Origin of the sequence: Cupriavidus sp. UYPR2.512, from assembly GCF_000379565.1 — a bacterium.
Taxonomy (GTDB): Bacteria; Pseudomonadota; Gammaproteobacteria; order Burkholderiales; family Burkholderiaceae; genus Cupriavidus.
The window spans coordinates 147,287-160,928 of record NZ_KB903184.1 but is presented as its reverse complement, the minus strand read 5'-3'; the positions used below and the strand labels follow the sequence as shown (position 1 = coordinate 160,928).

Genomic DNA, 13,642 nt, shown 5'->3' with positions numbered 1-13,642 from the left:
AAGGCGTTGATGCGATAGCGCTGGAGAGCGCGGGCCGCCGCCCGACTTGGGGATCGTTCAAAAGCCGGTTATCGCAGGCACTGCCCCACACTCACATGGCGTTAGCAGGCTCGAACCGCGACCACGCCCAAACGGCAAGCACCGCCGCCCATACGACCAACGCCGCGTAATTTATTGCCAGCCGCATAGGCGACGCGTTTCTTGGTTACTTCTTGTCGCTCGGACAAGAAGTGACTCGCCGGCTACGCCGGCGAAACAGCCCACGCCCGCCAAGAGCAACAAGCAACCACATGGCGACAAGGCAGACGGCCCTCCCCATCCCCTCACTTCAAATCCCCCGGCGTATCAATATCCCGAAACGCCCCTTCATCCTCAGTCAGGATCCGCGTCACAGGCTTGTCCTTCAGCAGAGCCCGCGCCCCTTCATCCCCATCCAGTTTCAGCAGTTCCTCACGCCAGGCCGCGCCAAAACCAACCGGATGCCCGCGCTGCCCGTTGCGCCACGGCGCGGCGATGGTATCGGGCGTGGTGATTGTCAACGCCACCGCCCGGATCAGTTCCATCGGGAGCCAGGGCATATCCGCCAGCGCTACCACCCAGCCGCGCGCTTCGGGCGTGGCTGCCACGGCAGCACGCAGGGCTGCGCCCATGCCGGCTTCGGCGTCGGGTGACTCCACCACGCGGCAGCCGCCGCGGCGCAGTTCCTCGGCCAGTGCCGGATTGCCCGGACGAATGACTGCGATCGATTCCGGCAACGCCGCGGCCAGCGTGCGGGCGCTGCGCCAGGCCACCGAGCGGCCGCCGGGCAGCACCTCCAGCAGCTTGTTGCGTTTGCCGGCGGCGTCGAAGCGGCGGCCGAAGCCTGCGGCCAGCAGGATGCCGGTGGGCAGGTCGGTGCGGAGCAGGGGAGCGTTGGGGGCGGCAGTCATGGCGGCATTCGCGAAGTCGTCAGGTGGGACCAGGCGCGACGTCGCAGCTGCTGCCGGTGCCGGCAGCCATCTCGCGTGCGGCCTTCGCGCCTTCCACCTGCAGGATGTCGGGCAGCGATACGTGGTTCCTGGCCGCGATCACCTCGGCCAGGATCGAGATGGCGATCTCCGGCGGCGTGCGGCTGCCGATGTAGATGCCCACGGGGCCATGCAGCCGCGCCAGCTGCAGCTCGGTCAGGTCGAATTCCTTGAGGCGTTCGCGGCGCGCCTGGTTGTTGCGGCGCGAACCCAGCGCGCCCACATAGAAGGCCCGGGTGCGCAGCGCTTCCATCAGCGCCAGGTCGTCCAGCTTGGGGTCGTGCGTGAGCGCGATCACCGCGCAGCGCTCGTCCAGCTTCATGTCGGTGACGGTGTCGTCCGGCATGGTGCGCACCATGGTCACGCCGGGGATGTCCCAGGTCTCGGTGTATTCCTCGCGCGGGTCGCACACGGTGACCTGGAAGCCCAGGCCCACGGCGATCTGGCACAGGTACTTGGACAGCTGCCCGGCGCCGATCACCAGCATGCGGTAGCGCGGGCCGTGGATGGTCAGCAGCGTCTTGCCGTCGAACACCAGGCCGTCGGTGGCGCTGGCCGGGCCCAGCGTGGCGGTGCCGGTGGCCATGTCCAGCGTGCGCGCGACCAGGCGGCCGTTCTCCACGGCGTCGAGCAGCTCGGCGATGCCGCTGGCCGGGGTCAGCGGTTCGGTGACCAGCTCGATGGTGCCGCCGCACGGCAGCCCGAAGCGGTGGGCTTCCTCGGCGCTGATGCCGTACTTGATCGCTTCCGGGTGGTCGGCGGTGATGCCCTGCCGGCGCACGCGGTCGATGATGTCGTCCTCGATGCAGCCGCCCGAGACCGAGCCCACCACCAGGCCGTCGTCGCGCACGGCCAGCATCGCGCCTTCGGGCCGGGGCGACGAGCCCCAGGTCCGCACTACCGTGACCAGCAGCACGCGATGGCCTTGCTGCTGCCACTGCACGCTGTTCTTCAGGGCTTCGAGATCCACGCTGTCCATGATCGTTTCCGCTTCGGTTCCTCTGTCGGTTCATTGTCGCCGGCAGCTGTGGCAGGGGCGCCCTCGGCCGCCGGCGTGTCGTCTGTGGCGTCAGGGGTGACGGCCTCGGTGAAGCGCGCAAAGAAGGTATCTGCCATCTTGCGTGCCGCGGCGTCCACCAGCCGCGAGCCGATCTGTGCGATCTTGCCCCCCACGTGGGCGTTGACGGTGTAGGTCAGCACGGTCTCGTCACCGTCTGGTTCCAGCCGGACCTGGGCGCTGCCCTTGCCGAAGCCCGCCGCGCCACCCTGGCCATCGAAACGGATGGTGTAGCTGTCGGGGGCCTGGATATCTTCCAGTGCCATGCGGCCCTTGAAGCGTGCCTTGACCGGGCCCACCGCGGCCGTCAGGGCCAGCTGGTAGGCGTTGTCGCCGTCGGGCTCGATACTCTCACATCCCGGGATGCATTGCTTGAGCAGCTCGGTGTCGTTGAGCGCTTCCCATGCCACTTGCTGCGGGACCGGCAGGCGCTGGCTCTGGTTCATTTCCATGGAGGGGCTTCCTTGTTGTGCCTGGCGAGGGCAGGGGTGGCGGCCCGGGGCGGGCCGCCATGGTCGGACAGCAGCGTCTCGAGCGCCAGCAGGCTGTCCAGGTTATGGGCCGGGCGCAGTGCGTCCACGTGCGGCAGGATGGCTTGCACGCCACGCGCCTGCGGGGTGAAGCCGGGGTAGCGCAGCAGCGGGTTGAGCCAGACGATGCGGTGCGCAAAGCGGCGCAGCCGTGCCATTTCGTCGCCCAGCAGGTCGATATGCTCGTGGTCCAGGCCGTCGGTGACCAGCAGCACGGTGGCGCGCCCGGACAGCGTGCGCCGCGCCCAGTGGCGGTTGAAGCTGGCCAGCGCGGCGCCGATGCGGGTGCCGCCGGCCCAGTCGCGCACCTGGCCGGTGATCAGCGCGACGGCCTCGTCCGGGTCGCGTTCGCGCAGCGATCGCGTGATGTTGGTCAGCCGCGTGCCGAACAGGAATACCGACAGCCGCTCGCGCGACTGCATCAGCGCATGGCAGAAATACAGCACCGCGCGCGAGTACTGGCTCATCGAGCCGGAGATGTCCAGCAGCAGCACCACCGGCGGCTTGCGTTCGGCGTGCTTGCGGAATTTCCAGCGCAGCCACTCGCCATGCTGGCGCACCGCCAGGCGCGCGCTGGCACGCAGGTCGGCATGGGTGCCGCAGGTGGCGGCGCGCAGGCGGCGGGTGCGCTGCAAGGCCAGGTGGGCGCGGCGCGTGCGCACCAGGTGCTGCAGCGCGCGCCATTCCTGCGCGGTCAGGGTTTCAAAGTCGCGCTGCGCCAGGCGTTCCTGGTCGGAGAAGGTCAGCGGCACGTGGACGCGCTCGGCTTCCGTCTGCGCGGGCCGCGATGGCGTTTCGGGCTGGCGGGCGGCCAAGGCATCGGCCAGCCGGTTGCTGCGCTTCGGCGGCGGCGCCCCGGCATCGACGCGCGGCAGCAGCAGCGCGCGCAGCTTGCCTTCCCAGTCGGGGTCGCGCCAGAACAGGTCGAAGGCGGCATCGAACAGCGGGCGCTGGTCGGGGCCGGACAGCACCAGTGCGGCCAGCGCGGCGCGCACCTCGTCGCGCTGGCCGATATCGACATGGCGCAGCGCCTGCAGCGCATCGACCGCATGGGCCGGCGACAGCGCGAAGCCGCCGTTGTGCAACAGCCGCATGAAGTGCGTGACGTTGCGCGCCAGCACCGGCAGGGCCGGTGCGGCAGGCCGTACCGCGGCGTGCAGCGTGGCCATCTTCAGCCTCCCGGCGCGGCACCCGCCAGCAGCTCGGCCACGGTGGGGCCATCCACGCGCGCCAGGTCGTCCTGGTACTTGAGCAGCACGCCCAGCGTGTCGCGCACGGATTGCGGATCGAGCTCGGTCGCGCCCAGCGCGGACAGCGCGCGGCACCAGTCGATGGCCTCGGCGATGCCCGGCGCCTTGAACAGGTCAATGCCGCGCAGCCGGTGGATAAAGTCGATCGCCTGCGCCTGCAGCGCTGCGGCGGCCTCAGGGGCGCGCGCGGCCACGATCTGCAGTTCGCGGTCGCGCTCCGGGTAGCCCATCCACTGGTACAGGCAGCGGCGCTTGAGGGCGTCGTGGACTTCGCGGGTGCGGTTGGAGGTGATCACGATCAGCGGCGGACGCTCGGCGCGGATCACGCCGATCTCGGGGATCGACACCTGGAATTCGGACAGCACCTCCAGCAGGAAGGCCTCGAAGGGCTCGTCGGCGCGGTCGATCTCGTCGATCAGCAGCACGCGCGGCACGCCCGGCGCGGCCGGGTCGGGCAGCAGCGCTTCCAGCAGCGGGCGCTTGAGCAGGAAGTCGTCATGGTAGAGCGACTGCGCCTCGGGCCGCTCGCCGCGAGCCTCGGCCAGGCGCAGCGCCATGATCTGGCGCGGGTAGTCCCATTCGTACAGCGCGCTGGCGGCGTCCAGCCCTTCATAGCATTGCAGCCGCAGCAGCCGCGTGCCGAGCACGCCCGCCATCGCCTGCGCCATGGCGGTCTTGCCGACGCCGGGCTCGCCTTCCAGGAACAGCGGCCGCTGCATGCGCATGGCGAGATAGAGCACCGTGGCGGTTTCGCGGTCGGCGAAGTATTGCTGGCGTTCCAGCTGGGCGATGGTGTCGTCGATGGAGGTGGGAAGCATGAGGTTCTTTCTGTGCCGGTGCGCCTTGCACGCCGACGGTTTGCTCCCCTCTCCCGCACGGCGGGAAAGGAGCGGGGGTGAGGGCGCTCACTTCGCAGAGGCGCCGGCCCTCACTCCCAGCCCCTCCCCCGCGGTGCGGAAGAGGGGAGACCACAATGGGAAAGGTGAAGCGCCACTAGCTCTTCACCGCCGCCTCCACCGCCCGTGCCGCCAGTATCGGGATCAAATGCGCCCGGTACTCCGCCGACGCATGCAGGTCGGCGTTCAGCTTCGACGCATCGACCTTCACGCCACGCGCCGCCTGCGCGGTGAAGCTGGCCGACAGCGCCTGCTCCAGCGGCTGGCAGCGGAACACGCTGTCGGCCGCGCCTGTCACCGCCACGCGCACCGTGTTGCCGGTCCGCGCCACCATCACGCCCACCAGCGCAAAGCGCGAGGCCGGGTTGCGGAACTTGGCGTAGGCAGCCTGCTCCGGGATCGGGAAGCGCACCGCGGTGATCAGCTCGTCCGGTTCCAGCGCGGTTTCATAGAGGCCCTTGAAGAAGTCGTCGGCGGCGATGGTGCGGCGGTCGGTGACCACGGTCGCTCCCAGCCCCAGCACAGCAGCGGGATAGTCGGCAGCGGGATCGTCATTGGCGAGCGCGCCGCCGATGGTGCCCATGGCGCGCACCTGGCGGTCGCCGATGCCGCCGGCCAGTGCCGCCAGCGCCGGGATGCGCTGGCGCACCTCGGCATGCTCGGCCACATCGGCATGGCGCGCAGCGGCGCCGACCACGATCTCATTGCCTTCGACGCGGATCTCGGCCATGCCGGGAATGCGCGCCACGTCCACCAGCACGGAGGGCGCGGCCAGCCGCAGTTTCATCGCGGCCAGCAGGCTCTGGCCGCCGCCGAGGAACTTGGCGTCGGGATCGGCCTTGAGCGTGGCCACGGCCGCCTTGGCATCCGCGGCGCGTTCAAAATTGAATGCGTACATGTCGGTTTCCTTTGCGGTGTGCGTGGGTCACGGCCGGGCGGCCTGGATGGCCTGCCAGACCCGGTGCGGCGTGGCGGGCATCTGGATGTCCTTCACGCCCAGCGGGCTGAGCGCATCCACCAGCGCGTTGATGAACGCCGGCGGCGAGCCGATCGCTCCGGCCTCGCCGCAACCCTTCACGCCCAGCGGGTTGTGGGTGCAGGGCGTGCCGGTGGCGGTCTCGACGGTGAAGTCGGGCAGGTCGCTGGCGCGCGCCATGGCGTAGTCCATGTACGAGCCGGTCAGCAACTGGCCGCTGTCGTTATCGTAGATGCATTGCTCCAGCATGGCCTGGCCCAGCCCCTGGCCGATGCCGCCATGGACCTGGCCTTCGACGATCATCGGGTTGATGATGTTGCCGAAGTCGTCCACCGCGGTGAACTTGACCACTTGCGACTCGCCGGTATCGGGATCGACCTCGACCTCGCACACATAGGCGCCCGACGGGTAGGTGAAGTTGGTCGGGTCGTAGAACGCGTTTTCGTTCAGACCCGGCTCCAGCTTGTCGAGCGGGTAGTTGTGCGGCACGTAGGCGGAGAGCGCGACCTCGCCAAAGGTCTTGGTGCGGTCGGTGCCGGCCACGCGGAACACGCCGTTGCTGAACTCGATGTCGGTGTCCGCCGCCTCCAGCAGGTGCGCGGCGATCTTCTTGGCCTTGGCCTCGATCTTGTCGAGTGCCTTGACGATGGCCGAGCCGCCCACCGCCAGCGAGCGCGAGCCGTAGGTGCCCATGCCGAACGGCACCCGGCCGGTGTCGCCGTGCACGATCTCGACCTGATCCAGTTGCAGCCCGAGCCGGTCGGCGACCACCTGCGCAAAGGTGGTCTCGTGCCCCTGCCCGTGGCTGTGCGAGCCGGTGAACACGGTCACGGTGCCGGTCGGGTGCACGCGGATCTCGCCCACCTCGAACAGCCCCGCGCGCGCGCCGAGCGCGCCGGCGATATTCGACGGCGCCAGCCCGCAGGCCTCGATATAGCAGGAATAACCGAGGCCGCGCAGCTTGCCGCGCTGCTTCGCTTCGTCGCGCCGGGCCGCAAAGCCCTTGACGTCGGCCAGTTCCTGCGCGCGCGCCAGGCACGGCTCGTAGTCGCCGGTGTCGTAGGTCAGGCCCACCGGCGTGGCATACGGGAACTGGCGGATGAAATTTTTGCGGCGCAGCTCGGCCGGGTCGATCTTCATCTCGTGCGCTGCGGCTTCGACCAGGCGCTCGACGACATAGGTGGCCTCGGGCCGTCCGGCGCCGCGGTAGGCATCCACCGGCGCGGTGTTGGTGAAGACCGACTGCACCTCGGCGTAGATCGCGGGCGTGGCGTACTGGCCCGCCAGCAGCGTCGCATACAGGATGGTGGGCACGCTGCTGGCAAAGGTCGACAGGTAGGCGCCCATATTGGCGGTGGTATGCACCCGCATCGCCAGGAACTTGCCGTCGGCATCGAGCGCCAGCTCGGCCTTGGTCACATGATCGCGGCCGTGCGCATCGGTCAGGAAGGACTCGGAGCGGTCCGCGGTCCACTTGACCGGGCGGCCGATCTTCTTCGAGGCCCAGGTCAGCGCCACGTCTTCCGGGTACAGGAAGATCTTGGAGCCAAAGCCGCCGCCCACGTCCGGCGCGATGATGCGCAGGCGCGATTCGGGCAGCCCCAGCACGAACGCGCCCATCAGCAGGCGTTCGACGTGCGGGTTCTGGTTGGCCACGTAGACGGTATAGCTGTCGTCCTGGCGCGTGTAGCTGGCGTTGACCGCGCGCGGCTCGATCGCGTTGGGGATCAGCCGGTTGTTGACAATGTCCAGCGTGGTCACGTGCGCGGCCTTGGCAAAGGCGGCGTCGGTGGCGGCCTTGTCGCCATGGCCCCAGGTGTAGCAGGTGTTGGCCGGCACGTCGTCATGCACCAGGGTGGACGCCTTGGCGGCATCCGCGGCGCTGACCACGGCGGGCAGTTCTTCATAGTCGACGTCGATCTTCTCTGCCGCGTCGCGCGCTTGCTGCAGGGTCTCGGCGATGACCAGCGCGACCTGGTCGCCGACGTGGCGCACCTTGTCGTGGGCGATCACGGGGTGCGGCGGCTCCTTCATCGGCGAGCCGTCGATGCTGTGGATCAGCCAGCCGCAGGGCAGGCCGCCGACCTTGTCGGCCGCCAGCTCGTCGCCGGTCAGCACGGCGATCACGCCGGGCGCGGCCAGCGCCTCGGACTTGTCGATCGAGCGGATGCGCGCATGCGCGTGCGGCGAGCGCAGGAAGTACGCGTAGCTTTGCTGCGGCAGCACGATGTCGTCGGTGTACTGGCCGTTGCCGGTCAGGAAGCGATAGTCTTCCTTGCGCTTGACCGGCGCGCCTACCAGGCGCTGGTTCTCGGGTGCGTTCATGGCCGGTTCCCCTTATTCCGCGCTGGCGGTGGTGCCCTGCATGGCCGCCTGGCCCTGCTGCACTGCGCGCACGATATTGTGGTAGCCCGTGCAGCGGCACAGGTTGCCTTCCAGGTGCGCGCGGATGGTGGCGGCGTCGGCGCCGGGGTGTTCCTGCACCAGCGCGGTGGCGCTCATCACCATGCCGGGCGTGCAGAAGCCGCATTGCAGGCCGTGGCATTCGCGGAAGGCTTCCTGCATCGGGTGCAGGCCGTTGCCGGCCTTGTCGCCGGCGAGGCCCTCAATGGTGGTCACGGCGGCGCCGTCGGCCTGGACCGCGAGGATATTGCACGACTTGACCGCCCGGCCGTCCAGGTGGACCGTGCAGGCGCCGCACTGCGCGGTGTCGCAGCCGACGTGGGTGCCGGTCAGGCGCAACTGTTCGCGCAGGAACTGGACCAGGAGGGTGTTGGGTTCTACCTGTGCGTCAACGGGCTTGCCGTTGACCGTCAGGCGGATCGGAATCGCCATGCTTGTCTCCATGTGGGGTGGACGCGCATGACCAATTGCCCGAAATCCCGAAAGCAACTGCGCGGGACTGGCCACGACGCGGTACTGCCGCTTAAGACGGCTATAGGACGGCTAATTCGTGATATTGGTGCTGCCGCTGCAACTGCCGAAGGTGCGCCAGCGCACGCGGCGTTTGGCGTAGATGCTGGCGCAATTGCCACGGCCGGCGAACGATCGGCCGCAACAGGCTCTAACAGTTAATCACAAATCCAGCACAGGTGCCATGTGGTTTGCCCGCGCCCCGTTCGGGGCACAGCAGCTAGAATGAGCCGCGCCCACTGGCACCCGCCACCCTTACATGGAAGCCTTCTTCAACTGGCTGTTTGAAACCGTTGCCCTGCCCAAGGTGGGCCTGCCCGCGATCTTTGTGGTCAGCCTGATCTCGGCCACGCTGCTGCCGCTGGGCTCGGAGCCGGCGGTGTTCGGCTACGTCAAGCTCAACCCGGAGATGTTCTGGCCGGCGATTGTGGTGGCCACCGCCGGCAACACCGTGGGCGGCGCCATCGACTGGTGGCTGGGCTATGCCGCCAAGCTGGCGCTGGTGCGCTACCACAAGCGGCGCCGGGCGCGCGAGCACGACATTGAGCACCTGGAGCACCGCAAGCACGCGCGCAAGCCGCCCAAGCCCAAGCTCGACGCGCGCTACTTCCGGTGGATGCGCCGGCTTGGGCCGCCCACGCTGCTGTTTTCGTGGCTGCCTGGAATTGGTGATCCATTGTGCACTTTGGCCGGTTGGCTGCGCCTCTCATTCTGGCCCAGCCTGGCCTGGATGGCGGTCGGCAAATTCATCCGCTACCTGTTCATGACCGCCAGCCTGTTGTGGATCCCGGACAGCTTTTGGCACAACATTGCCCAAACCTTCAAGGCCTGGTTCTGATCCGGTGCGCTGCCGGCACCACCGTGGAGCGTCGTTGGCAGGCTGAAAAGTCGCCTAATCCCTTGTTCCAACAAGGATTCCTCGATGTTGCGGTGCGGCGAAACCGGGCCTTGCAGTACAATCGCCCTTTAATGAACGATTCGCGCACAGTCCCCGTGCGCAGCAGGAAGCGGTCCCCCAATGAACGCCCCACTCGTGCTCGACGCCAAGCTCGCCGCGCAGGACGCCCCGCCGCGCCTGCGTGAAATCCCCTATAACTACACGTCCTTCTCGGACCGCGAGATTGTCATCCGCCTGCTGGGCGAGGAAGCCTGGCGCATCCTGGACGAACTGCGCAGCGAACGCCGCACCGGCCGCTCCGCGCGCATGCTGTACGAGGTGCTGGGCGATATCTGGGTGGTTCGCCGCAATCCCTACCTGCAGGACGACCTGCTGGAAAATCCCAAGCGCCGCCAAATGCTGGTCAGCGCGCTGCACCACCGCCTGAACGAGATCGAGAAGCGCCGCGCCGCCGACCGTGCCGAGCACGCCGAGCCCGCGGCCGAGGACCGCTCGCACCGCGTGGAGCAGCTGGTCGCCTTCGCCAAGCAGGCGATCGAGGACTTCAAGAACGAATTCGCCGCGGCCTATGACCTGCGCAAGCGCGCCCAGCGCGTGCTGGGCCGGGTCACGCAGAAGGACAACATCAAGTTCGACGGCTTGTCGCGCGTCTCGCACGTGACCGACGCCACCGACTGGCGCGTGGAATACCCGTTCGTCGTACTGACCCCGGATACCGAGGAAGAGATCGCCGGCCTGGTCAAGGGCTGCTTCGAGCTGGGCCTGACCATCATCCCGCGCGGGGGCGGCACCGGCTATACCGGCGGCGCCGTGCCGCTGACGCCGATGAGCGCGGTGATCAATACCGAGAAGCTGGAGCAGCTGGGGCCGGTCGAGCAGACCGACCTGCCGGGCGTGTCGCACAAGGTGGCGACCATTTTCTCCGGCGCCGGCGTGGTGACGCGCCGCGTGGCCGATGCCGCCGACAAGGCTGGCCTGGTGTTCGCGGTCGACCCGACTTCGATCGATGCCTCGTGCATCGGCGGCAACGTCGCCATGAACGCGGGCGGCAAGAAGGCCGTGCTGTGGGGCACCGCGCTGGACAACCTGGCCTGGTGGCGCATGGTGGACCCGGAAGGCAACTGGCTGGAAATCACCCGGCTGGACCACAACCTGGGCAAGATCCACGACGTGCCGGTGGCCACCTTCGAACTGAAGTGGTCGGACGGCAACCGCGCCCCGGGCGAGAAGGTGCTGCGCACCGAGACGCTGGCCATCGAGGGCCGCAAGTTCCGCAAGGAAGGCCTGGGCAAGGACGTCACCGACAAATTCCTGGCCGGCCTGCCCGGCGTGCAGAAGGAAGGCTGCGACGGCATCATCACCAGCGCGCGCTGGATCCTGCACCGCATGCCGAAGCACATCCGCACCGTGTGCCTTGAGTTCTTCGGCCAGGCGCGCGACGCCATCCCCAGCATCGTCGAGATCAAGGACTACCTCGACGCCGAGACCAAGAAGCCCGGCGGCGCCATCCTGGCGGGCCTGGAACACCTGGACGAGCGCTACCTGCGCGCGGTCGGCTACGCCACCAAGAGCAAGCGCAACGCTTTCCCGAAGATGGTGCTGATCGGCGATATCGTCGGCGACGATGAAGACGCCGTGGCGCGCGCCACCTCGGAAGTGATCCGCATGGCCAACGGCAAGAGCGGCGAAGGCTTTATCGCCGTCAGCCCCGAGGCGCGCAAGAAATTCTGGCTGGACCGCTCGCGCACCGCCGCGATTGCGAAGCACACCAACGCCTTCAAGATCAATGAAGACGTGGTGATCCCGCTCAATCGCATGGGCGAGTACACCGACGGCATCGAGCGCATCAATATCGAGCTGTCGATCAAGAGCAAGCTCAGGCTGGTCGATACGCTGGAAGCGTTCTTCGCGCGCGGCAACCTGCCGCTGGGCCGCAGCGACGACGCCAACGAGATTCCCAGCGCCGAACTGCTGGAAGACCGCGTGCAGCACGCGCTGACACTGCTGCGCGAGATCCGCGCGCGCTGGCGCTACCTGCAGGACCACATGGACGTGCCGCTGGCGCAGTCCAAGGCCTCGCTGATCGGGCATGGACTGGGCCTGCTGGGGCAGGAGTTCGAGGCGCGGCTGCAGCAGCAGCCGGACGCCACCGTGTTCCACCTGCTGCAGGACCGCACCATCCGCGTGTCGTGGAAGAACGAGATCCGCGCCGAGCTGCGCAAGATCTTCAACGGCGGCGAGTTCAAGCCAATCCTGGACGAAGCCCAGAAGATCCACAAGCAGGTGCTGCGCGGCCGCGTCTTCGTGGCGCTGCACATGCACGCCGGCGACGGCAACGTGCACACCAACATCCCGGTGAACTCCGACGACTACGACATGCTGCAGGACGCGCATCGCGCGGTGGCCCGCATCATGGCGCTGGCGCGTTCACTCGACGGCGTGATCTCGGGCGAGCACGGCATCGGCATCACCAAGCTGGAATTCCTTACCGAGGAAGAGATCGGCGACTTCCGTGCCTACAAGGCCAGGGTCGATCCGCAGGGCCGCTTCAACAAGGGCAAGCTCTTGCCCGGCGCCGACCTGCGCAATGCCTATACGCCGTCGTTCGGCCTGATGGGGCATGAGTCGATCATCATGCAGCAGAGCGACATCGGCGCCATTGCCGAGAGCGTCAAGGACTGCCTGCGCTGCGGCAAGTGCAAGCCGGTGTGCGCCACGCACGTGCCGCGCGCCAACCTGCTGTACAGCCCGCGCAACAAGATCCTGGCGACCTCGCTGCTGATCGAGGCCTTCCTGTATGAAGAGCAGACCCGCCGCGGCGTGTCGATCAAGCATTGGGACGAGTTCTCCGACGTGGCCGACCACTGTACGGTCTGCCACAAGTGCGTGACGCCGTGCCCGGTCAAGATCGACTTCGGCGACGTGTCGATGAACATGCGCAACCTGCTGCGCAAGATGGGGCAGAAGAAATTCAACCCCGGCACCGCGGCGTCGATGTTCTTCCTGAACGCCACCAGCCCCGAGACCATCAACCTGACCCGCAAGGTCATGATCGACTGGGGCTACAAGGCGCAGCGCCTGGGCAACGAGGTGCTGAAGAAGCTGGCGAAGAAGCAGACCGCGCATCCGCCCGCCACCGTGGGCAAGCCGCCGGTGCGCGAGCAGGTGATCCACTTCATCAACAAGAAGATGCCGGGCAACCTGCCCAAGAAGACCGCGCGCGCGTTGCTCGATATCGAAGACAACGAGATCGTGCCGATCATCCGCGACCCGAAGGCGACCACGCCGGAAACGGAAGCGGTGTTCTACTTCCCGGGCTGCGGCTCGGAGCGGCTGTTCTCGCAGGTCGGGCTGGCCACGCAGGCAATGCTCTGGCACGTCGGCGTGCAGACCGTGCTGCCGCCGGGCTACCTGTGCTGCGGCTATCCGCAGCGCGGCAACGGCCAGTACGACAAGGCCGAGAAGATCGTCACCGATAACCGCGTGCTGTTCCACCGCGTGGCCAATACGCTGAACTACCTCGACATCAAGACCGTGGTGGTCAGCTGCGGCACCTGCTACGACCAGCTCGCCGGCTATGAATTCGACAAGATCTTCCCGGGCTGCCGCATCATCGACATCCACGAATACCTGCTCGAGAAAGGCGTCAAGCTAGAGGGCGTGACCGGTACGCGCTACATGTACCACGATCCCTGTCATACCCCGATCAAGACCATGGATCCGACCAAGCTGGTCAACGACCTGATGGGGGGCAACACCGGACTGGGCAAGATCGAGAAGAACGAGCGCTGCTGCGGGGAATCCGGCACGCTCGCGGTGACGCGTCCGGATATCTCGACCCAGGTCCGCTTCCGCAAGGAAGAGGAAATGACCAGGGGCGCTGACAACCTGCGCGCCGACGGCTTCACCGGCGACGTCAAGATCCTGACCAGCTGCCCGTCGTGCCTGCAGGGGCTGTCACGCTACAAGGAAGACGCTTCGGTGCAGGCTGACTACATCGTGATTGAGATGGCGAAGCACCTGTTGGGCGAGAACTGGATGCCCGAGTATGTCGCCAAGGCCAATGCCGGTGGTATTGAGCGGGTGCTGGTCTGACGCTGAGGTTCCGGCCGCGG

Annotated in this window: 10 protein-coding genes; 2 read left to right on the top strand and 8 right to left on the bottom strand. The window is 67.7% G+C overall.

Annotated elements, in window-relative coordinates:
* Positions 1 to 323: 323 nt before the first annotated feature.
* The 8 genes from A3A5_RS0133430 to A3A5_RS0133395 all read right to left on the bottom strand — a co-directional run bounded on the left by A3A5_RS0133430 (position 324) and on the right by A3A5_RS0133395 (position 8,551).
* Positions 324 to 929 carry an NTP transferase domain-containing protein gene (locus tag A3A5_RS0133430; RefSeq protein WP_018314801.1) on the bottom strand — a complete coding sequence of 202 codons (606 nt, stop codon included), beginning with the start codon at positions 927 to 929 and terminating at the stop codon, positions 324 to 326.
* Between the two features lie 19 nt (positions 930 to 948).
* Entirely contained in the window at positions 949 to 1,986 is a 1,038-nt protein-coding gene (locus A3A5_RS0133425; protein WP_018314800.1) for an XdhC family protein, read from the bottom strand.
* Entirely contained in the window at positions 1,959 to 2,516 is a 558-nt protein-coding gene (locus A3A5_RS0133420; protein WP_018314799.1) for a CoxG family protein, read from the bottom strand. Before A3A5_RS0133420 ends, A3A5_RS0133425 begins: the two co-directional genes overlap by 28 nt.
* Positions 2,507 to 3,763, bottom strand: coding sequence for a VWA domain-containing protein (locus A3A5_RS0133415; protein WP_018314798.1), 1,257 nt, complete (start codon positions 3,761 to 3,763; stop codon positions 2,507 to 2,509). The genes A3A5_RS0133420 and A3A5_RS0133415 overlap by 10 nt, the downstream gene beginning before the upstream one ends.
* 2 nt (positions 3,764 to 3,765) lie before the next feature.
* The gene (locus tag A3A5_RS0133410; RefSeq protein WP_018314797.1) at positions 3,766 to 4,662 is read right to left on the bottom strand and encodes a MoxR family ATPase; all 897 of its coding nucleotides are present in this window, start codon (positions 4,660 to 4,662) and stop codon (positions 3,766 to 3,768) included.
* Positions 4,663 to 4,837: 175 nt separating this feature from the next.
* The gene (locus A3A5_RS0133405) at positions 4,838 to 5,638 is read right to left on the bottom strand and encodes a xanthine dehydrogenase family protein subunit M (protein ID WP_018314796.1); all 801 of its coding nucleotides are present in this window, start codon (positions 5,636 to 5,638) and stop codon (positions 4,838 to 4,840) included.
* 27 nt (positions 5,639 to 5,665) lie between these two features.
* Complete coding sequence (locus tag A3A5_RS0133400; protein ID WP_018314795.1) at positions 5,666 to 8,041, bottom strand: xanthine dehydrogenase family protein molybdopterin-binding subunit; 2,376 nt, start codon at positions 8,039 to 8,041, stop codon at positions 5,666 to 5,668.
* Positions 8,042 to 8,053: 12 nt separating this feature from the next.
* Positions 8,054 to 8,551, bottom strand: coding sequence for a (2Fe-2S)-binding protein (locus A3A5_RS0133395; protein ID WP_018314794.1), 498 nt, complete (start codon positions 8,549 to 8,551; stop codon positions 8,054 to 8,056).
* A 337-nt stretch (positions 8,552 to 8,888) separates the two neighbouring features.
* Here A3A5_RS0133395 and A3A5_RS0133390 point away from each other — a divergent pair, with 337 nt between their 5' ends.
* Together A3A5_RS0133390 and A3A5_RS0133385 are read left to right on the top strand one after the other, a co-directional pair.
* The gene (locus A3A5_RS0133390) at positions 8,889 to 9,467 is read left to right on the top strand and encodes a YqaA family protein (RefSeq protein ID WP_018314793.1); all 579 of its coding nucleotides are present in this window, start codon (positions 8,889 to 8,891) and stop codon (positions 9,465 to 9,467) included.
* 180 nt (positions 9,468 to 9,647) lie between these two features.
* Positions 9,648 to 13,622 carry an FAD/FMN-binding oxidoreductase gene (locus A3A5_RS0133385; RefSeq protein ID WP_018314792.1) on the top strand — a complete coding sequence of 1,325 codons (3,975 nt, stop codon included), beginning with the start codon at positions 9,648 to 9,650 and terminating at the stop codon, positions 13,620 to 13,622.
* The last annotated feature ends 20 nt before the right edge of the window (positions 13,623 to 13,642 follow it).